20 protein-coding genes and 1 pseudogene are annotated in these 21,359 nt (G+C 40.8%); 16 read left to right on the top strand and 5 right to left on the bottom strand.

The window, feature by feature from the left end:
• Positions 1-34: 34 nt before the first annotated feature.
• Positions 35-150 (bottom strand): annotated as a pseudogene (locus RHS_RS30555) (DUF6783 domain-containing protein); the annotation flags it as partial.
• Between RHS_RS30555 and RHS_RS30550 the strand changes: the two are divergent.
• The 3 genes from RHS_RS30550 (at position 109) to RHS_RS07860 (ending at position 2,366) form a co-directional block, all read left to right on the top strand.
• Complete coding sequence (locus RHS_RS30550) at positions 109-240, top strand: hypothetical protein (protein WP_395021760.1); 132 nt, start codon at positions 109-111, stop codon at positions 238-240. The pseudogene RHS_RS30555 and the gene RHS_RS30550 sit on opposite strands and share 42 nt — an antisense overlap.
• Positions 241-537: 297 nt before the next feature.
• Positions 538-1,776, top strand: coding sequence for a hypothetical protein (locus tag RHS_RS07865; RefSeq protein WP_047832856.1), 1,239 nt, complete (start codon positions 538-540; stop codon positions 1,774-1,776).
• 122 nt (positions 1,777-1,898) lie between these two features.
• Entirely contained in the window at positions 1,899-2,366 is a 468-nt protein-coding gene (locus RHS_RS07860) for a hypothetical protein (RefSeq protein ID WP_395021758.1), read from the top strand.
• 133 nt (positions 2,367-2,499) lie between these two features.
• Here RHS_RS07860 and RHS_RS07855 read toward each other — a convergent pair whose 3' ends face one another.
• Positions 2,500-3,171: a hypothetical protein gene (locus tag RHS_RS07855; RefSeq protein ID WP_047832854.1), complete on the bottom strand. Its 672-nt coding sequence runs from the start codon at positions 3,169-3,171 to the stop codon at positions 2,500-2,502.
• Between the two features lie 308 nt (positions 3,172-3,479).
• Here RHS_RS07855 and RHS_RS07850 point away from each other — a divergent pair, with 308 nt between their 5' ends.
• The 9 genes from RHS_RS07850 (at position 3,480) to RHS_RS07810 (ending at position 13,224) form a co-directional block, all read left to right on the top strand.
• Positions 3,480-3,761 carry a hypothetical protein gene (locus RHS_RS07850; RefSeq protein ID WP_047832853.1) on the top strand — a complete coding sequence of 94 codons (282 nt, stop codon included), beginning with the start codon at positions 3,480-3,482 and terminating at the stop codon, positions 3,759-3,761.
• A gap of 830 nt (positions 3,762-4,591) precedes the next feature.
• The gene (locus RHS_RS07845; RefSeq protein ID WP_047832852.1) at positions 4,592-5,719 is read left to right on the top strand and encodes a D-ribose ABC transporter substrate-binding protein; all 1,128 of its coding nucleotides are present in this window, start codon (positions 4,592-4,594) and stop codon (positions 5,717-5,719) included.
• Between the two features lie 34 nt (positions 5,720-5,753).
• A complete protein-coding gene (locus tag RHS_RS07840; protein WP_047832851.1) occupies positions 5,754-6,035 on the top strand; it encodes an Ig-like domain-containing protein in 282 nt (93 codons plus the stop codon).
• Between the two features lie 44 nt (positions 6,036-6,079).
• Entirely contained in the window at positions 6,080-7,594 is a 1,515-nt protein-coding gene (locus RHS_RS30545) for an Ig-like domain-containing protein (RefSeq protein WP_395021754.1), read from the top strand.
• A gap of 534 nt (positions 7,595-8,128) precedes the next feature.
• The gene (locus tag RHS_RS07830; RefSeq protein ID WP_395021751.1) at positions 8,129-9,913 is read left to right on the top strand and encodes an ABC transporter substrate-binding protein; all 1,785 of its coding nucleotides are present in this window, start codon (positions 8,129-8,131) and stop codon (positions 9,911-9,913) included.
• 67 nt (positions 9,914-9,980) lie between these two features.
• Complete coding sequence (locus RHS_RS07825; protein WP_047832925.1) at positions 9,981-10,949, top strand: ABC transporter permease subunit; 969 nt, start codon at positions 9,981-9,983, stop codon at positions 10,947-10,949.
• On the top strand, positions 10,939-11,754 hold the full coding sequence (locus RHS_RS07820; protein WP_047832924.1) for an ABC transporter permease subunit: 816 nt from the start codon (positions 10,939-10,941) through the stop codon (positions 11,752-11,754). The genes RHS_RS07825 and RHS_RS07820 overlap by 11 nt, the downstream gene beginning before the upstream one ends.
• A 1-nt stretch (position 11,755) precedes the next feature.
• A complete protein-coding gene (locus RHS_RS07815; protein WP_047832850.1) occupies positions 11,756-12,436 on the top strand; it encodes an ABC transporter ATP-binding protein in 681 nt (226 codons plus the stop codon).
• A 2-nt stretch (positions 12,437-12,438) separates the two neighbouring features.
• Positions 12,439-13,224: an ABC transporter ATP-binding protein gene (locus RHS_RS07810; RefSeq protein WP_047832923.1), complete on the top strand. Its 786-nt coding sequence runs from the start codon at positions 12,439-12,441 to the stop codon at positions 13,222-13,224.
• On the opposite strand, the gene RHS_RS07805 is transcribed toward RHS_RS07810, so the two are convergent.
• Complete coding sequence (locus RHS_RS07805; protein WP_047832849.1) at positions 13,170-14,009, bottom strand: methyltransferase domain-containing protein; 840 nt, start codon at positions 14,007-14,009, stop codon at positions 13,170-13,172. The genes RHS_RS07810 and RHS_RS07805 overlap by 55 nt on opposite strands.
• Before the next feature lie 170 nt (positions 14,010-14,179).
• Here RHS_RS07805 and RHS_RS07800 point away from each other — a divergent pair, with 170 nt between their 5' ends.
• On the top strand, positions 14,180-14,917 hold the full coding sequence (locus RHS_RS07800; RefSeq protein WP_047832848.1) for a PIG-L deacetylase family protein: 738 nt from the start codon (positions 14,180-14,182) through the stop codon (positions 14,915-14,917).
• Positions 14,918-15,567: 650 nt separating this feature from the next.
• Here RHS_RS07800 and RHS_RS07795 read toward each other — a convergent pair.
• Positions 15,568-16,452, bottom strand: coding sequence for a LysR family transcriptional regulator (locus RHS_RS07795; RefSeq protein ID WP_047832847.1), 885 nt, complete (start codon positions 16,450-16,452; stop codon positions 15,568-15,570).
• 170 nt (positions 16,453-16,622) lie between these two features.
• On the opposite strand from RHS_RS07795, the gene RHS_RS07790 reads away from it, so the two are divergent.
• Entirely contained in the window at positions 16,623-17,645 is a 1,023-nt protein-coding gene (locus RHS_RS07790) for an epoxyqueuosine reductase (RefSeq protein ID WP_047832846.1), read from the top strand.
• Positions 17,646-17,720: 75 nt separating this feature from the next.
• Here RHS_RS07790 and RHS_RS07785 read toward each other — a convergent pair whose 3' ends face one another.
• Positions 17,721-18,968 carry an alpha-L-fucosidase gene (locus RHS_RS07785; protein WP_044294723.1) on the bottom strand — a complete coding sequence of 416 codons (1,248 nt, stop codon included), beginning with the start codon at positions 18,966-18,968 and terminating at the stop codon, positions 17,721-17,723.
• Positions 18,969-19,098: 130 nt separating this feature from the next.
• On the opposite strand from RHS_RS07785, the gene RHS_RS07780 reads away from it, so the two are divergent.
• Both RHS_RS07780 and RHS_RS07775 read left to right on the top strand, forming a co-directional pair.
• On the top strand, positions 19,099-19,935 hold the full coding sequence (locus tag RHS_RS07780) for a helix-turn-helix domain-containing protein (RefSeq protein WP_047832845.1): 837 nt from the start codon (positions 19,099-19,101) through the stop codon (positions 19,933-19,935).
• Positions 19,936-20,501: 566 nt separating this feature from the next.
• On the top strand, positions 20,502-21,302 hold the full coding sequence (locus RHS_RS07775; protein ID WP_047832844.1) for a LytTR family DNA-binding domain-containing protein: 801 nt from the start codon (positions 20,502-20,504) through the stop codon (positions 21,300-21,302).
• Positions 21,303-21,359: the final 57 nt, after the last annotated feature.

The following is a 21,359-nucleotide window of genomic DNA, read 5'->3' as shown; positions in this document are numbered from 1 at the left end:
TGCTTTCTGACAGATGTGCGTCACAGTTTGTGGTAGATTTGTCCCGGATGAAGTCGCGTAGCGGGCTATGCAACCTGAATTCGGGGCAAATATGCCGCAAAGTGGGGCGTGCAGATGGCAGGAATGAATTTTAAAACTACTACAACGCACATTTCTTTAATGAATAATCCCTTAGCTTTTGATATAATAAAGAGGGGTGATATAAAGTTGAATCCTACAAAGTTTGATCCTGTTGCATGAAAAAATGATGTTCTGATGAAGAGAATTCTAAGCAGTTTGAATTTATGTTTGAAACGTATCTTCATAACTATGATTGTGCTTTTCGCTGGAAACGTCAATATTGAAGAAAAAGTATGCTATTTACAGGGTGTTTTACCTATTTACATGCACTAATAGTTGTCAAATGAAGGATGCACAGAAAGAGCTGACATACTTTTGATTATAATATCTATACACAAAATGCAAAACATAGTACAATAAAAGAGTATTAGAGAAAATATAGTTTACAGGAAATGTGTGTTTTAGAAAGGGAAGTAAATGTCAGAAAACAATTTATTTTTACTTAAACATGAAAATGAAATAGTTGCATCTTTGCATATGGATTTATTGGATGGTTCTATCCGTAAGGTTAAAATAGAAAATGGAGAGTTGCTGCCACCAGGGGGCAATCTTTCAACAGAGGAATTAAGGCGTTGGTGGATACGCAGGGCGGTACCACAGCTTCGTGGAAATATCAAAAAAGTACTGGAAGAATCAGGTACAATCAATACACAAAGTTTACTGCTTCAAAATCTTGGAATCAGTTTGTCAGACCATTACTGGATATGTCCTGTCGATTATAGTTTATCATGGGAACAGATAAATCCATATGAGAATGATTTCCGGGATACCATAGGCGAGATACAGTTTCGCCCTTCCAGCCAATTTGATTATAATGGTTCGTCATTTGTTCCGGGAGCATCGTTGCAAGGGGAGTTGAAGAAAAAATGGGTAATTGGTGATGACGGGGACAGATATTTGATAAAAGGAAATTATGGCTTGTCTTTCCAGCAGAGCATCAATGAAGTAATAGCAACAAGGATTCATGAAAAACAGAATAAAATGTCCTATACAACATATGATCTTATTCAAATAGAATTAGACGAAGAACAGGCACTTGGCTGCGTGTGCAGAAATTTTGCCAATAAAAATGTTGAGTTTATACCGGCATATGATGTGGTTTCAAGCGTTAAGAAAAGAAATGACCTTTCGGAGTATGAATCTTTTATAGCCATATGTGGTATAAATGGACTTGATATGGATTATGTTCGTAACTTCCTGGAATATCAAATACTGACTGATTTCATGATAACGAACACAGACCGGCATTTTAATAACTTTGGTGTTCTTCGTGATGTAAATACCTTAAAGTATATAGAAATGGCACCAATTTTTGACAGTGGCAACAGTATGTTGTGGAATCGTCGTTTTCTGCCCGAAAAAGAAAAAATAAAATCAAGTCTGTTTTCAGTTCCGGTGACTTCCTTTAAAAAAAGTGAACCAGAGCTTCTAAAGTATATAAGGGATTTCAGGGCAGTTGATTTGTCGAAGGTTCCATCTGACCGGTTGATTATAGATCTTTTAGAAAAAGATAACATGGAAAGCAAAAGAATGGAAAATTTGCTGAACTGGTTTCATGCCAAAGTCGATGTAATTCAAGAATTGCAATTAGGAAAGAAACTTGAAAATGTAGCAGAAAGAAATTATATAAAGAAACCAAGGCTTTCAAATAAGTAAGACGCGAATAAATTGAAGAACGAAATGATTAAAATATTAAAAAGGGAGAGCATTTAATGAAAAAATTATTCGTAACATGTATTTTCATGCTTTTACTACTTTGTGGCTGCGGGCACAAGACGATGTCAAAGGATGTGCTACTAAATCCACGCGCAGTGACAACAACAGATGATGATGTGTTTTACTACGGGGATACGAAAGAGACTGTAGAAGAGATTGTGGGAACGAATAGTAAGCTTGTGCTGACGGGAATGTACAACTATTTGAAATATAACGATGACATCAACGTATTATACCGAGAAGATGGGGGAGAGGAGAGAGCTGTACTCTTTATCATAGACATGCAACAGTATAGTACTTATCAGGGTATTCACGTGGGTGACAAATGGAGCGATGTAGAAGGAAAGCTGAAAAACGTAGCTTCGAAAGGAAATGGACGATTAATTGCCTTTGACGGGGATATTTCGGTAGATCCTTTGAGTGTGGAAAAAGCCAATGACTGGTTTATGATCTCGTACATCTTAGAAGACGATGGAACTATTGAGAACATATCTCTATATGATGTACAGGCTGGAGCCTCATGCAAGTAGAAATTCCTGATATTAGTCAGAAAATGTATATTAAACCGAAAGAAAAAACTCTGCGGGTACACATTTTATTTCGTGTTTCCGCAGAGTTTTATTTCTGGAAAATACAGCAGAGAAGGTACAGGTGGATATTACGCTATAAGGTAACATCTTTGATCAGAATATCCGGATTTTCGCACATAATACGTTTGGCATTCAGTATCCTTACATCACTGACATAATCGATCAGTTTCACACCGGTTTTTTCGTGAAATTCTTTGCTCAAATAGGTTGGCGTGATATTAAAGGTATCCGCCAGGGAGATAATGCTCACATCGTTGGCATAATTAAGCTGTATGTATTCCTTGATCCTGTCAGACAGATTTGTTGAAGTAACCGGATTCTGGCGGTACATGGCATGAGCCTGGTTCTTCAGCTTTTCACAGAAAATATCATATGGATCTGTATTTGAAGAGGGCAGTCCCAATGTCTGGTACGTATATTCCAGAATGGGTTCTGAAAATATGTTAAATATTCGGTTTAAAGGCTCATTGTTCTGCAATTTTTCTACATAACGGTTATAGCGTATTTCATCTTTGTCACAATATGATTCCGCAAGTCCTGTGATCAAAGAGATTCCTTCTGATACATTGGGAACCAGCCTGATTTTTTCCAGATCCCTGGCGGGATATATCGTACACTTTTTCAGACAGATGGCAAGCAGCAGGTTATCCTGCAATGCATCGCACTTTGCAATCAGGGATTGGATTCCTTTCGTACTCTGGCAGTAAAAAACTGTTACGGAATCCTGGGAACCAAGATCAGGCAATAGCTTTCCAAGATTGTCTGCAACTCTGTACTTGGAGACTCATCGGAACTTTGCCGTTTTATCCGCAGTCACAGCGGTTTATACCTTTCAGATGGAAATGAATACCGGAATGGAAAGGGATTCCTGCATATGAATCTGGCTAGCCCAAAACAGCAAGTGGAAGATGGCATGAGACGTCTGAAGGACAGCGTGGCAGCTTACGAGAGGTTGGTATGTGATCGGTGTTAAATATAAAGGCCCACAGGCGGGTAAAATACTTTGTGTAATGAATCGTAATATCTGTACTTGATCAAATCAGGAGGAATTTTGTGAAAAAGAAAATAGTAAAAAGAGTAGTGATTGCCTTGTTAATGATTCTCATTCTATTAGCACTGGATGCAGGATTGTTTCTGCTTTTCTGGCTTCCTTTGGGGAAGAATCCGTCGAAAGAACAGCGAGAAGAATATGAGAAACGGACAGAGGCATATTATGATGGCGTTTTTCATACTCCGGAAAGGTTTGAACTGAATGTAGAAACGGATAATAATAAAAGCAATAAGAATACAGAGCTGACGCCTGAAGGAGAAATACCGGTAAATAAGATCACATAGCTGCCGAAAGCAGAAATATCTGATTTAACAGTTACGTGGTTTGGACATTCCACATCACTGCTTCAGATTCACGGGATGACTGTATTTATTGATCCTGTACGTAGTGAGTATTCTTCACCGGTAGGTTTTACCGGAGCAAAGCGAATGGCTGAGGATTGGAGAAACCGTAAACTTTTACCAGATACAAAACAATCAGGAGAAATGGTGGAGGGATATGGGATAGCATATGATATAGTATTCTTAAAGGCTGGAGCACTGTCGTAGTGCTCTTTTTCTTATGCAATAAAAAAGCAGTTATGCAGTTATTGCTATAGTTCTATAAAACTTGTTTATATTATCTATACTCAATCTTTTTCGATCTTTTATCCTTAATATTTTTGTATGACGTCAGCCTGAGCTTTATATTAATCGGCGTGACAGCTGTTAACTAAATGTAGTGAAAAGCAGGTAGATAACTGTGAAATTATATTTAGTCAAGTAATTAACAAGTTATAAATAAGAACAGACTTAGAATAGAGGATAGTATGTCAGACCATTAGGAAGGTTTATATAATGGTATATGAACAATTTATAAAAAATAATTTAAAAAAAGAGATAGTTAAGATATTGAAAAAAGAATATAAAGGTTTACTTGAATAAAAATTAATAAATAAGATTAGTAATAATTCTATCTTGCTAGACTTCATCCCAGACTCATATTGCATTCAAAAAGTCAGAATAATACGGAAAGTGTTCAGAATCGTTATATTTTTTTCTTCATTAATTTGGTAAATTTGATGTAAATAATTTACATTTAATTATTAAAATAATTACTAAACGGGAGGAAATTGATGAAGAAAAAGGTAGTAAGTGTGATTGTATGTACGGCCATGGTAATGGCTATTGCCACCGGATGTGGAGGAGGTACCAAAGAAACTCAGGCGGCAGAAACGCCGGCTGCAACTGAAGCAAAGGAAGCAACAGAAGCTGCTGTAAAGGCAGAGACACAGGCTGAGACAAAGGCAGAAACCCAGGCGGAAACAAAAGCAGCGGAAACCCAGGCACCTGAAACACAGACAGAAAAAAGTGCCGATGCAACAGCATTAACAGGAGGCGGTTCCAACATAGTTTATATCATTACACCTTCCCATTCCAATCCATTCTTCGGTACGGAAGCTACTGCTGCAGAAGCAAAGGCAAAAGAACTTGGATACGAAGTGAAGACTTTGTCACATGATGATGATGCAACGAAACAGATGGAGCATTTTGAATCCGCAATTGCAGATAAGGCTGCAGCAATCATTTGTGACAATGCAGGTGCAGATGCAACGATCGAAGCAGTGAAAAAAGCAAAAGATGCAAATATCCCCACATTTTTGATCGACCGTGAAATCAATGAAGAAGGTGTGGCAATTTCCCAGATCGTTGCTAATAATTATCAGGGTGCCAAAGCAGTAGCGGAAGTATTCGTAGAGGCAATGAACGAAGAAGGAAAGTACGTAGAGCTTTTAGGCAAGGAATCTGATACCAATGCAGCGGTTCGCTCCAATGCATTTCATGAAGTAATTGACCAGTATCCGGATATGGAAATGGTAGCACAGCAGTCAGCAAACTGGGAACAGACAGAAGCATTTGAAAAAATGGAAACCATCCTGCAGTCTAATCCGGATATTGCCGGCGTTATCTGTGGAAATGATACTATGCTGGAAGGCGCAGTGGCAGCATTAGATGCAGCAGGTCTGAATGTTCCGGTAATCGGCGTAGACGGTTCTGACAATGCAAGAGATCTGATCAAAGAGGGAAAAGCAACCGCAACAGCATTACAGCAGGCAGCGAAAATTGCAAGAATGGCAGCAGAGCAGGCCGATGCTTATCTGAAAAACGGAACGACAGGGTTGGATGAGAAGCAATTGGTAGATTGTATTGCAATTACAAAAGATAATGCAGATAAATTGTCAGCATTTGATTATACCGAATAATTTGATGAATCAGATTATACTAGGAGGAGAGTCAATGATAAAGAGAAATGCAAAAAACATGGTAACGGTATTGTTAATAGTTTGCTTGGTACTGGGAAATTTATTTTTACCCATGTCGACAGGTATCGTACACGCTGCATCCAGCAGCAAACAGGTGAAAAAGATAAGTATAACACCGAAAGCCACGCAGCAGCTTGCGATTGGTCAAAAAGTAGAATTAAAGGCGGTTAAAAGTCCCAACAATGGAAAAGGTAAGGTGACCTGGAGCACCAGCAATCGAGCAATAGCCACAGTAAGTGATAAGGGTGTGGTTTAGAAGGAGAGGTACACGGTAGCCAGTATGGTTCAAATGAAGACCTGTTGAATAATCCAAATGTGTTTGGCGGTGCTAAAGAAAGATACCACTTTATATCAGAAGGTGACTCCCCGACTTATTTCCACTTGTTGGATAATGGTTTGAGAGAACAGGAGGGTGAAAATTATGGCGGATGGGCTGGACGTTATGTAAAACAGAATGCGACACTCAATGGAATTACATTGTCAAAAAGGTATTCCAGTTCAAAAGATTATGTGACAACGGAACGGGCCAATCCAAATCTCGCAATAGGACAGGTTGAAAATGCTCAGATCAGATGGACGGAACAGATTCAGAATGATTTTGCCGGACGTGCAGATTGGTGCGTTGCAGACTCGTATGAAAAAGCAAACCACAGACCAAATCTTGCGATAGCAGAAGGTCTGGATATTACAGCAGCTCCCGGAGAGCGGGTAACACTAAACGCTGTAACCTCCGATCCAGACGGTGACAGGGTAAGTGTAAACTGGTGGCATTATTATGAAGCAGGCAAAGAAATTGCCGGTTCTGCAGCGAATACGCCGATGGTTATTAATGGCAGTGAGTCCAATGCTAAAAAGACGAACAAAGCAGTATTTACAATACCAAAGGATGCCAAAAAAGGAGATACCTTCCACGTTATAGCAACAGCTGAGGATAATGGTGCACACAATATGGCATATAATCAGCGTATTATAGTCACAGTGGGCGATCCTAAAACAGACTATGATATGGAAATGGTACTAAACCCTGGAGTTGCAGGAAACAATAATACACTTATGTCGAATGCACCCAGCGAAATGAAACATATTTGGGTGGAATTCACACCGTCTATGCCGGGCCTGGGAGTAACATGGTCTAGCAGTAATCCGGACGTTGTAACTGTCTCAGGTACGGCAAATACCACCTATGCATCAATGACAGCTCGAAGCAACGGGACAGCGACTATTACGGCGACGGCAAATGATGGCAGCGGAAAAAGTGTAAGTGTTAAAATGAACATTCTAATGGTATTAACGAAAATTACTTTAGCGGTACCAGAAGGTATGAGTGCAACTGCAATGCCACTGGAAACTCAGGTTATGCTGACCACGAGTCTGATCCCTGCTAATACCGGTTTAACAAATGCCGATCTTCAGTGGTCATCAAGTGATACGTCTGTAGCAACAGTATCAGATGGTGTTGTAACGCCTTTAAAGAAAGGCTCTGCGATCATTAAAGCGTTAGCACGTGATGGCAGCGGAACATTCGGAGTAATCAAGCTGATATTTACTGATACAAACATGGCTTTGGATGAAATTGCTCCAGAAGTATATGATTCGAATACATCCGGATTAGAAACAACAGAGACAGAGATAACGGCAGAAAGTTTACTGACAGAAGAGAGCCTGATAGAGGATACTCAAACGGAGAAAGATCCAATAGAAAAGGAGTCAATAGAGAAGAACCAAACTAAGAAGAACCTAACAGAAGAAGACTCAGTAGAAGACTGGTCTGCAGAGAATACGGGAGAAATAATGACCGAGGATACTTCTTTATAGAACATCAACTGTATAGTTGAATCTCACAAAAGAATAAAAGAAGGCTGGGGGCTGCGTGCTAAGTTATTAGTAAACAGCTCCTTTTCTAAGTCTGTAAAAAATGGAGCAGACAGGATTTCTGAATATGTGTATCTGAAAAACCACTCTCAAGACAGATATCAATTAAGCGCATATCGGTTTTGAGCAGCAGCAGCCGTGCACGTTCAAAACGCAGATTGTTTAGGTAGTCCTGATAGTATAATATAAATCAATCTTAAATTCTTACAGATTGTTCTTTATTTAAATGAATAAAAAGACAAGATAAATTGTTCTGTGGATAATCCTAGTAATGAAAAAATACTATCTAAAATTATTAAATAATATAATGAAGCATTTGGATAAATGTCCAGGTGCTTTTTTATTACATAGAAATTGCATAGAGAAACTATTTTTGTGTTGGAATACTTTTTCAAAGTTTCAACCCCTAGGGGGGCTTGAAGGGGCAGAATAGATCATGTTATCATACGAGAGAATTATAAAAATGGAGGATTACAGATGAAAAAGAAATGCAAAAAAATTGCAGCCATTCTGGCATGTGCGGCATTGACCATGGCGGTATTAGCCGGATGTGGGAAGAGTACTGCATCACTGGAAACTACGTCTCAGCAACAGAAAGACGAAGAAAAGAGTACGGGTGAGGCACCAGCAAGTGAGTCTGAAAATGAGTCAGTAAGTGAGTCAGTAAGTGAGGCAGCAAGTGATGAAGCAAGTGAGTCAGCAGCAAGTGAGCAGCCGGCAAGCGAGGCAGCACAAAGCAGTGCTGGTACAGACAGTTTGGTTGTGGCGATGACAAAGGATCAGAGCACAATTACTCCTTTCACTTATATTAATGGAACACCGGGATTTGATGTCATGAGATTTATGTATGACAGTCTCTTTACAATCAATCAGGAGAATGAAGCAGTACCCTGGATGGTGGATGATTCCTACGAAGTAAGTGAAGATTATAAAACCTATAAGGTAACGCTTTTGGAAGGGCAGAAGTGGCATGATGGAAAACCTGTTACAGCAGATGATGTGAAGTTTACCTTTGAATATGTGCTGACGCAGACACTGGGAAGATGGATTACGATTGCGTCCCAGGTGGAATCCATAGAAGTGAATGGAAATGATATAACATTTACTTTATCTGATCCAAATCCTGATTTTATCCGCTCAGGGCTGGCTGATATGCGAATTGTTGCCAAGCATATGTATGAAGGGGTAACTGATGGCACAACTGTGGAGAACATGGGAAGCGGTGCTTATAAAATGTCTGAATATAAGCCGGAACAGTATTATACACTGGAAGCCCAGGAAGATTATTTTAAAGGAACGCCAAAAGTAAAGACCATTCAGATGCCTGTTATTGCAGATGGCGCTGCGAGGCAGCAGTCTCTGATTTCTGGTGAAATTGCGGCATATACAGGAAGCATTACGCCTGAAATGATTGATACCTATGAAGCGGCAGAAAACATTAAATTGATTGAAACAGAAGGTTATGCGTCTACCCTCCTTTTATTTAATTGTGAAAGAGCGCCATTTAACGAAGCTAATTTTAGAAAAGCACTTACATATGCGGTAAATTTGGACGAAATTATAGACCAGGTATGTCTGGGCAGAGCGCAGAAAGGAACAGCGGGATATATAAAGAGTGGTCTGAAAGAGTATACAGAAGGACTGGACTATGAATTCAATGTTACGAAAGCAGAACAGATGCTGGATGAACTGGGATATACAGAAAAAGACAGTGATGGAATGCGTCTTACAAAAGAAGGTGAGAAGATGGATCTGGAACTGCTTGTGCAGTCCGGTAATACGCTTCGCATGCGAACGGCTGAGCTTCTGGCAGCGCAGCTTGCCAAGGCTGGAGTCAGAGTGACCGTGAACGCTATGGAATCTCAGACCGTGGATGAAAAGGTATGGCCGGAATTCGATGTATCAAAGGGCCGTGATTATGACATGGCTATGTGGGGCTGGTCAGCGCCTGTTATTCAGAAAGCAGGCAGTATTCTCACCTCCTGTTACAGCGATTTTGTAGAGGGAGGAGATAATCTGGGAGGATATAAGAGTGAGGCTTTTGATACTCTGGCGGCACAATATCTAAAGAGTGCGGATGTAAATGAAAGACTGAATCTTTCACATGAAATGCAGAAACTGGCGGCTGAGGAAGCTCCCTTTGTAACGCTCTTCTTTGAAGATACAATCAGTGCTGTAAATACATCCTTATATGATGGATGGGTATCAGCAAAAGGAACCTATGCTTTTAATACATTCTCTTTCCTGCCCCAGGAAAAATAACAAATGCAAATAAAGATACACAATGGCATTGGACTGCTGTTGTGTATTTTTCACACAGGAGAAAATATTGAAATATCGTATAACACATTACATAGTTTTACTGGCGGCAGTGGTCATATTGAATTTTTTTCTGCCAAGGATGCTGCCGGGGTCACCCATCGCTCAGCTGGCGGGTGAAGAAGTGGGCAGTATGACACAGAGCGAAAGAGATCGGATCCTATCAGCCTATGACTTGGATAAGCCGCTGACAGTGCAGTTTTTTACCTATATCAGGAATATTGTTACACTGGATTGGGGGATTTCTTTTTCAAAAAAGCAACCGATCACTGATTTATTGAAGGCAGCAATCCCCTGGACACTTCTGCTGGTTGGCTGTAACTTGATTCTCTCTACTATTTTGGGAACATTTTTAGGTGCACTATCTGCCGCTTTGAGGAAGAAGAAGAAAGACATGAAACTGATGCTTTTGGTGATATTGTGCAGTTCCCTTCCTGCTTTCTGGATAGGTATGATTTTCATTTCCGTTTTTAGTGTAGGCCTTGGGTGGTTTCCTGTCTATGGCGCCTATTCTATGTTTAGCGGACTGGAAGGGTGGGCATATGCCAAAGATGTTTTTGGACACCTGGTTCTTCCGGTTACGACAATGACTATCGTTTCCATTTCGGTCTTTTTCACCACGTCAAGATATAGCGTTTTGGAGACGATTCATCAGGATTATGTATTTATGGCAAAGGTAAGGGGAATTCCAAAAAAAAGAGTGCGTTTTTGCTATATGATGAGAAATGCACTGATTCCTGTATTTACCGTTTTTATGATGGAGCTTGGGAGCGTTTTAAGCGGTTCCGTTGTGATCGAGAGTGTCTTTGCATATCCGGGCCTTGGCAATCTTTTGTATAATGCTGTTTTGTCCAGGGATTATCCGCTGATGCAGTATGGTTTTCTGGTTTCCTCATTTATGGTAATTGCAGCCTCTTTGCTGACGGATATTTTATATTCCAGAATTGATCCCAGGATGGTAAATGAAAATGAAGAATAGAAAATTATTTATAACAGGCATAGTTATTGTGGTATTTTTCCTGCTTCTGGCAGTGTTTGCTCCGGTGCTGGCACCTCATGAGCCGGATGAAATAGTCGGACAATCCTTTCAGTCACCCAATGGAGAACATCTGCTGGGGACAAATGATATTGGACAGGATGTATTGACGGAGCTGCTTTATGGAGCAAGATATTCCATTGCCATTGGATTTCTGGCTATGGCAATTTCTGTGGTGATTGCCTTGACTTTTGGAATTATATCAGGATGGTGCGGGGGCTGGCTGGATAGTATTCTGATGAAAATCACGACTTTTTTTCTGACTATTCCTTACCTGCCTCTGGTGATACTTCTTGCAGCTTTATTAAAAGGCGGATTGATTACCACTGCCCTCATTTTGGGAGTCACATCCTGGGCGGAAATGGCTAAGGTAGTGCGTTCCCAGGTTTTGAAGATCAAGAAGCAGGAATATATCCAGACCATTCAGGCAATGGGGGCAAAAGATGGATATGTTATGACCAGACACATTTTGCCGGAACTTTTATCCTTTATTGCTTACCATATGATCATTCGGTTCAAATCTTCCATATTGGCAGAGTCATCATTAAGCTTTCTGGGACTTGGGTCTGCAGTTGTAAAAAGCTGGGGTTCTATGCTGTATTATGCACAGGCTAAAAATGCTTTTCTGACAGCTAGCTGGAGGTGGCTTGTACTTCCACCGGGATTCATGATTGTAGCTCTGATCTTTAGCCTGATGCTGATTGGATATAGTATAGAGGGAAAAGTAAATCCCGGAAGGGAGGCTTAGTATGGAACAAACAATATTAGAAGCAAAAAACCTTACGGTTGGTTACGTCAGCAACGCCAGACCAGCAGTGGCAGGGCTTGATTTTACGCTTGGGGAAGGTGAAACATTGTGCCTGCATGGACAGTCAGGATGTGGTAAAAGCTCTGTTGTATGGGCAGTTATGGGGATGATGGAGGCTTTAGGGGGTTATGTACAGGGAAGTCTGCGTTATAGAGATAATGAACTGATCGGTTTATCGGAGAAAGAATATGATAGTATCCGTTGGAAAGAAATTGCGCTGGTACCCCAGTCTTCCATGTCATCCTTTAATCCAGTGTATAGAATTGGAAAAACTTTGGATGAAATGCTGTGTCTTCAAAATCAGATAAAGGCAAAAAATGAGCGCAGGGATATCTGCATGGAATTAATGGAACTTGTCCGGCTTTCACCCAACATACTGGATTCTTATCCCCATGAACTGAGCGGGGGTATGCGCCAGAGAGCGGCAATTGCTTTAGCCATACTTTTACATCCCCGGATCTTGATTCTGGATGAGGCAACTACAGGACTGGATGTACTTGTAGAAGCGGATATTTTATGGATGCTGAAAAAGCTGAGGATGCAAAAAAATATGTCCATGCTGTTTATCAGCCATGACACAAGGATTGCCAATGCTTTCTGTGACAGGAGGATTGAATTTTGAACATGGTACTGGAAGTGAAGGATGTTTCTAAGACTTATAAAGTAAGACAGAGAAGCAAGAAAAAGGAAACGAAAGCGGTGAGGGGCGTTTCTTTCGATTTGCCTGAGGGAGAACGGCTGGGAATTATCGGAGCCAGTGGATGTGGGAAGAGCACACTTTTAAAATTGGTTCTGCAAAGCCTGAAGCCCGAAGGGGGAGTTATTAGAAGAAACGGAAGGGTGGGCTTTGTATCCCAGGATCCATACAGTTCACTCTGTAAAAGGCTGTCTGTGGAAAACTGTATTGGTGAGCCCCTGCTGTTTACCGGACTGGCAAAGAATATGGAACAATGCAAAACGGCAGTTTGGCAAGTAATGAAAGATGTGCATTTGGATTACGAAACTTATGCAAAGAGACATCCCCATCAATTAAGCGGTGGAGAGCGTCAGAGAGTATGTATCGCAAGGGCACTTATTTTACAGCCGGATGTTCTGATTCTCGATGAACCAACATCCATGCTGGATTATCAGGTAAAGGCAAGCCTGGGAGAAACCATATATTCTGTCTCAGCAGAGAGAAAAATGGCAATTTTGCTGGTCACGCATGATATTGAATTTGCCCGTAATCTGTGCGACAGAATATTGGTGATGAAATCCGGTGAAATCATTGAGTCCGGCAATACAGAGGCTATCTGGAAGAATCCAGGAAATGCATATACAAAAAAACTCTTTTTTGCGGCAACAGACCTGGAGAGCTATTGGCAGTTAAAAGACAGAATGCCAAGCCTGACACTGGATGAGTCATTATAAAATCCATGGTCTGCATGTTCATGAATATAGGATTCTATAATGGGAAGCCATGTTTCTGATGCTTCTGGTATAGACATGTAATACCCGGTCAGCCGTAGTATGGCTTCGCTAATTGGCTCTCTGTGATTCCAGGAGCATACGACGTGAGTAAGTTCAGGGTTATATCCCATGGTACGCAGCAGGTTTAGAGGATAGGTGATATGATTGCTGCCACTGTGAGAAAGGGAATGACCCAGAAGCCGGTGGTTAAGGGAGTCCGCTGATGGGGCGTCAGGATTGGGCATGGGATCAATTCCAATGTAAATACAGAAACGGCTGCATACAGAAATCATTTTAAGCAGTGCATCCGGGTGATATAGTCCTGGCGCAAGGCTTGCCAGAACGATGTCAAACTTACGGGAACCAAAATCATAGGAACAGAAATCACCCTTTAATATATCGAAATTATTCTGGTCTAGAGAATGCATTTTTTGACGAAGAATGCGGTTCATGGAGTCTGAGATGTCCATGGCAGTTACATGGCTGCAGAACCTGGAGAGGGGAAGCGTGTAGGAACCGGTGCCGCTGCCGATATCAAGAACATTGTATTCGTGATTTAAGAGGCCCTTTGAAGAGAGCAGATCCAGTACGGCAGTGACACGCCTGGTACTGCTGCCCATGGTTTGGTCGTAATATTTGGCGGAAGCGTTCCAGCAGATGCTTTCATCTGTGAAGGTTTTTCGAAAGAGGGATTGTTTTGCCGCATCTTTCCAAAGGGATATCCAATGTGCAGAAGAAGTATTCATGGTTTATAAAGTCCTTTTTATGTTTTACAAAATTATAGCATGTGAATGGAAATAAAATGAAGCCCCTGGTGGGGATAAGTTTAAAACAAGAAGCGTTTCAAACTTTCTATCGGTGCAATACCGAAGACTTGTCTGCGGTATGCAGGGGTATAAAAATGGAGGTAATATAAATGGGTAACAGGATATTATTATTAGGAGTATATGGAATGGAAATGGTTGAATGCGGCGGCGTCCTCTGCAAAAACGCGAAGAATGGAGGCGTTTCCCACGCAAGTATTATGTTCGCAGGGGAGAAGATGAGGGAAGGACTTGAAAAGGCTTCTGAAATTTTAAATACAAGTATAGAATATCTGGGTATGGATTCCGGTGAATTAAGTGGTACACTGGAAGAAAAGCTGCAAATCGTAAAAGTGATCCGTTCTTTTAGGCCTGACATCATAATCACTCAGGATCCGGAGCATTGCGTAAGTGACCTGGATCCGGGCAGGAGGCCGGCAATGACCGTACTGCTGGAAGGAATTGCACTTGCCGGAAGAGCATATGCACTTGATAAACTGCCGGGATTGGAGCCTTGCAGATGCAATAATATTTATTACATGACACCGGAAAATCCAAACTGCCTTGTTGATATTTTTGATGTGTGGGATGAAAAATGCCAGGCGATGGATTCTCTGGAGTCTCAGATTCTGTTTATCAGCGAGCTGACCAGTGAAGAAAAAAAGGCACAATATGCAAAATTCATACCAGGGCTTAATGAGTTGCAGTCACCATTGGAGCAGGGTACACAGATGAAGCGTCTTATGGATACGGCTTATCATCTCTACCAGGGATCTACCGGACATAATGATGTGTTTTTATCAGAATGTTACAGAAAAGAAGGGATGTTTGTATTAGAGGAGCTGTTTTGAGAGAATAGACAGTTATATATTTTTGTTACCGTCAGCTATGGCTGGCGGTTTTAAATTTAATAATGTTCGCAACCAAAATACATGATAATTAGTTAAAGCCAGCAGAGTATCATAATAAAATCCTAAACTCGTAAAAAAGTTCTAAATCATTAAAGTACATAACCCTGGAATTCTGTGGATCTTGGTCCAAAGCTGGATTTGCCTGAACTTTTCGTAGATGCAAATCGTGGTGAGGACCTGAAGATTTTGTCAGCCATGCATCATGCTTATAATGTCACCGGGTGATGTGTTAGATGAATCAACAGTTTCAGGAGTATATATGGCGGGTGGAACGGAGACACCGCTTGTATATACCCAGGATGAAGCGGGATTTCATATCACATTGCCAGAGACGCAGGATTCTATTGGAGCCTGCTGGAGCGTATGGTGTGCTGGATCAGGATGCCAGTGCTTTGGGGGCATTAGCCCGCCTTCTTGGTGACGTGGATCTGAACGGCATCGTTGATACTCAGGATGCAGCAGAACTGCTGGAGCACAATGCAGAATTAAAAGAGCTGAGCCGGGAACAGGCAGAAGTAGGAGATGTAAACCGGGATGCCGCAACTGACAGCAGTGACGCATCGGCAAGCCTTCAGTACTCGGGGCTTTTATCAATTTTCAAACTTTTTAACCAGCCGAATCAACAAATCCATAGCTGGTGTAACCCACTTATTCTTATGATAAGCACAAACAGCAGTAATCTCAGGAGTTTCCATGGACGTTATGACCTCTTGCAGGATTCCCTGCTTTAATTCCGTTGCAACCGCAAAACGGGGAAGGCAGGCAATGCCAAGATTGCTCTGTATACACCGTTTGATTGCCTCTAAGCTGCCAATCTCCATTTCACCATTGAGAACAATGTCCATAACAGACAGATAGTGAACAAAACGTTTGTGATAAATGCTGTTTTTATCCACGGTCAGCAGACAGCTTTTCTTGCGTTGGTGCCTGTCTGTAAAATTCAGTTCATCTCCGGTAAGCATGGGGCTTGCAACAAGAACAAGAGGATAAGAGGTTAAGCGCTCTATCACAGCAAAAGAACCATAGCCATCTACATCATAATGAATGCCCATATCAACCCCGCCACTTAATACCTGCTCCCGAATCAAATAACAATTCGATAGCTGCAAAGAAAGTCTGACGTTAGGTGCTTGCTGCCGAAACTGCTCTATAACAGGCTGCATTTTATAATTTAATAGAGTTTCAGGAAGTGCAACATTTAGATTTCCTGTTAATTCGCGATCCTTTCTTCCGTAATTCTCCATCTGCTCAACTGCTTCCAGTACAGTGTCCACATAGGGAAGTAACTCCTTGCCCGCCTGTGTTAAAACCATTCTGCGTCCGATTTTGTCAAATAACTTGACAGACAACTCTTGTTCTAAAATCTGTATCTGCAAAGTAACCGTCGATTGGGCATAGTTAAGCTGCTCGGCTGCTTTTTGAAAGCTTCCGGCTTCTAAAATGGTGCGTAATGTTTGCAGATATTTAAGTTCCATAAAAAGTCCTCCGGGTATATAGTTCAGAATTATCGAATTTAATATTTTGTTATTTCTATTTTACTGAATTGTTTCTAGCTGATATTATAAAATAGATAGATAAAAAGGTCAAGGAGGAGGTTACTGCCGCTCCAGACAGTGTCAGCTTACGAAATGAGAAAGGATAGAAGATGATTACAGCAGAAGAGCTTGTAAATCAAGCTATAAATCTGGGATATGACAAATGTGGAATTATCCCTTTGGATGCATTAAGCGGATACACGGAGAAATTGACAAAGCGAATTCTCAGGTTTCCAGAGACAACGGGCAGATATCAAAAGCTTTTTCAGCTGGCGAATCCAAAAGAAAGTTTTCCTTGGGCAAGAGCGGTAGTCGTTTGTTCTTTTTATTATGGTAAATACCGGATTCCGCAAAATTTGCAAGGATATATTGCCAGATATTATTTGACGGACAGCAGAAAAAATACATTGACGGAGGGGTATCAGACAAGTGTGGACTTTGAGCGTTTTTTATGCAGCCAGGGCTTTCAAATTGCATTTGATCGTGATTTTGGAATTGTTCCGCTGAGATGGGCGGCAGTGGAAGCAGGACTTGGCATCTTCCGTAAGAACAACTTCTTTTACACCGAAAAAGGTTCCTGGCAACATATAGAAGCCTTTTTAATTGACCAGCCATTGGTTTATCGAAACACCCACAGCCTGCGCCCTTGCTCAGACGCCTGTACACTTTGTGCCACAGCCTGTCCAACTGCATCTCTGTGTGCACCTTATGCAATGAACCGTAATACTTGTATATCTGATCTAACCACATGGAGTGGCTGGGATTTAGACAAAGAGCCTCTGAACAAAATGATGGGAGATTGGATCTACGGCTGTGATGCGTGTCAGGATGTATGTCCTTATAACAAGCATGCATGGACAGGAGAAAAAGAAAGTAAAAGCCTGGAAATGATTGCACCGGGGATTTCACTTATAAAGCTCGTAGAAGCTGAATATTCATGGCTGGAGGAAGTGTTAAATCCCCTTTTGTGGTATATTCCGAAGAATAAATGCTGGCGCTATAAAACAAATGCATTGAACGCAATGAGAAATAGTTGGAAGCCAGAATATATGGCCACTGTACGCAGGGCATGTCAAGACGAAAAAGCCCAGGTCAGACGAATGGCAAGGTGGGTCTCTAATCTAGTTTCATAAGGATGAAAAGAGAATGTGAAAAAAAGAGGCTGTGAAAAAATGATATCTCATTTTTCGCAGCCTTCTATTTTACTTCTATTTCAATGTCTCAAGCAGCAGTTCCTTTTCGCCCATTTCAACACAGATCACGGTATCGATGGGATGGAAATCTGACTCATCTTCCGAGATTTCGAACATCCAGCAAGAGTCACCTTCGCAGCTTTTGACGCAGTTTCCGATAACAGGCTTACCGCTGTGAAGCAGATATGCTTTCTCAATGGTATTGGCGATGTTATTCAGCAACAGTTTTTTCACTGGTTTTTTCAAGTGAATGTATAAACGATAGTCTTTGCCGGTAAAAATCACATTGTCCATTTCATAGACATAGTGGGGAACTGGCTTTGTTGCATAGACACTGTCTCCGCAGCTTTTTAAATATTCCGCTATGCTGTCAAGGATGCGGCAGCTTTCTTCTGGGATGCTTCCATCAGCTTTCGGACCGATATTCAGCAGATAGTTACCACCGCGGCTGTTGATTCTAAGCATTAAATGTATGATCTCCTCCGGTGTCTTCCAATTATGGTCATGCTTACTGTAGGCAAAAGTATCATTCAGGGTCGCAGGAACCTCCCAGTCTCCGTTAAATGGCAGTGACGGTATTGCATTGTCACCGGTTGTCATATAATCACCAATCTGGTTGCCAATTCTGCCGCTGACAATGCATGCAGGCTGTATGGATTTGATCAGGTCATAGATCTCCTGGCTCTCTTCTTTTGTACAGCCCATAGGCGTATCCAGCCAGAGCATATGTACATCCCCGTAGCCGGTAAGCAGTTCTTTTATCTGAGGAAGGCATTTTTCATCCAAATAACGGCGAAAGTTTTTTCCATCGTTATTTTTCTTATGGATATAACCATCAGGATGATGCCAGTCCTGAGCCTGTGAGTAATAAAGGCAGAATTTTACATCATACTTACGGCAGGCTTCACCCAGTTCTGCCACGATATCCCTGCCAAAAGGCGTTGCATCTACAACATTATAGGAAGAACAGTGTGAGTGATAAAGTGCAAATCCATCATGATGTTTTGCAGTAAATGTCAGATATTTCATTCCCCAGTCACGAGCCTGGCGGACATATTCGTCGGCATTGAAATTAACCGGATTAAACTGAGCTGCCAGTTTTTCGTATTCCGGGATAGGAATATCCAGATCATTCATGATCCATTCTGCGATATTATCTGTAACTTTTCCATTGTATTCTCCTGCTAAGATGGAGTAGAGTCCCCAGTGGATAAACATTCCGTATTTGGCTTCTTTAAACCATTTCTGTTTTGTATCATACATAGCTGCATCTCCTTTGATTTTTCGTGTCTGAAGTTAAAAAACTTAAAGTAATTCGTCTTAACATACCAATATTATAAGATTGACACCATGAAAAATGCAATGTAATATTATAATGAAAGGATGTGATTTTTTGACTTTTCCCGATGTCACCACTAAAGTTGTACACTGCGTATATTACCGTAATAACGAAAGCTGGAACCATCCGGTAAATATATATCCCTATAATACGCTCTATCTGGTTCTGGACGGCGATGGTGAAATTCTTGTTGATGGCAAAATTATCAGACTATTGCCGGAGCATGCGTATCTAATCCCGCCTAATACACAGTTTTCCTGCAAGTGCATCCATTATATAGAAAAGATATACATCGACTTACACGCCGAACTGCTTCCCGGTCTGGATATTTTCGGTGCTCAAAATGACATTGCTTTTGTCCCCCTTGTCCGGGAAGAGATTCTGGACGTAGTCAGACGCAGCAACAGCCGGAATACCTTGGGAGATAACCCGTCTTTTACTGTTTTAGAGCCAGCTTCTTTCTGTGACAAGCTATGGTACGATGCTTTTTTGTTAAGGATTTTATCAGATCTGTTACCGGACAACTGGACATCCCCGGATATTCAGTTCATGCGGTATCGGGCTATTCTGGATGATATTGATGCCAATCTGTCTGCTGCATTAAGGATGAGCGATATCGCAGCCAGACATGGCTGGCATCCTGCTACCCTCAGCCGGGCATTTCAAAAGGATTTCGGCTGCAGTATCAAAACATATTCGGAAAACCTGCTTTCTGCCAGACTCCGCCAGGAACTGGTAACCACCGATAAAACCATCAAAGAACTGGCTGTGCAGTATCAATTTTGTGATGCTTACTACCTGTCGGCTTTTTTTAAACGGCGTGAGGGGATTTCACCCAGCGAATATAGGAAGGTCAATATGAGAGTAGACTTGTATCATGAAACTAATTAGAGGTAAATACTTTGGAGAAATTTATATGTAATCCATATATTCCTATTTTTTCTGGAGACAAACATTATTGAACCGTTAACGGACAGATAAAATAAATATAGAAGTTAAAAGCTCTGAAACTTTATAAAAAAGTTACAGGGCTTTTATTTTGTGGCTTATACAGTCGAAGACATATATGTCATTTTTTAGGGAAATTTATATGCCTCCTTGATTGGCTGTCTTTAAAATATACAAAATAAAGTTTTTCACGCTTAGTATGGGTTACTGGTGCATATCCATAGGAAAACAAATGAAATTTAGATATAATTTAATGTGAACTATAGATAAATATAAACCTGGTAAAATAGTAAAATCTATACATGAAAATGACCGGGTAAAAATTCCATGAGGTGAAAATAAGGAGGGAACGGATTCAGACGGATATAATTTGGGGCGCTATGAGTGTGATCATACATATGCACATTCACATCGAAAATATGCAATTCACCACAACTTAGGGAAAAAAATTTGACATTAATCGTTTCTATCATCTAAGATCTTTAAAAAAGCTTTGGGAGTGTGGTGTTATGCAAAAATTGAAAATTCAGGAAGCGGTTACAAGAACTCAGGAGTGCCTTAATTTTTTTTGGCAAAAAGACAGTTCTTACATTATTCGGCAGCTAAGCGAAGAGGTTGTCTGGATAGGGGCATTAAAGAAAGAATTTAAACATGGAAAGGATATGGTCGTACAGGATTTGGTAGAAACCAGCAAAGCCAATCCTAAATGCCATTTAATGCAACAGGAGTTTTGGTGTGTTGCCCATGACAGGAAATCTTGTCTGGTGATGGGACGTTATCTGGTTACTACAGATCAGAAAACACAATTGTTATTGCAAGAGGAGCAAAGGGTGACATTTAGCTGGCATTTAAAAAATGGTGAATTGAAAATTATATATATACATATTTCAAGTCCTCTTGAGTACTTAGGGGATTATGAGCTCTTTCCATGTAAAAGAGGTTCAATGACTTACGAATATCTGAAAAAACTGATAGAAAATGATAATGGAAAAGATCATCGATTAGAAATTAGGGATAAGTATGGTTGTGTACACTATTTAAAAGAGTCGGAAGTGGAATATGCGGAAGCCCAAAACCATTATACAATGTTTCACACTGTTAGGGAGAACTGTATTGAGGCTAGAATTTCCTGGAAAGAATGTCATGGTATCCTGGGACAAGACTTTGTAAAAGTTCATCGCAGTTATATCGTGAATCGAAGTTATGTGAAAGCTTTACGTAATTCGGAATTAATCATGATTTCCGGATCACATATTCCTGTACCAGTGAAAAAATATAAAAATATATATAAAGAGCTTATGTGCGAGTGATAAAGTTCGACTTACAGAAAGTGCGTAAAGTGCGTTTAAACGCAGAAAAAAATATTA

This window comes from Robinsoniella sp. RHS (assembly GCF_001029355.1).
GTDB lineage: Bacteria > Bacillota > Clostridia > Lachnospirales > Lachnospiraceae > Robinsoniella > Robinsoniella peoriensis.
This window is presented reverse-complemented; position numbering and strand designations above follow the sequence as displayed.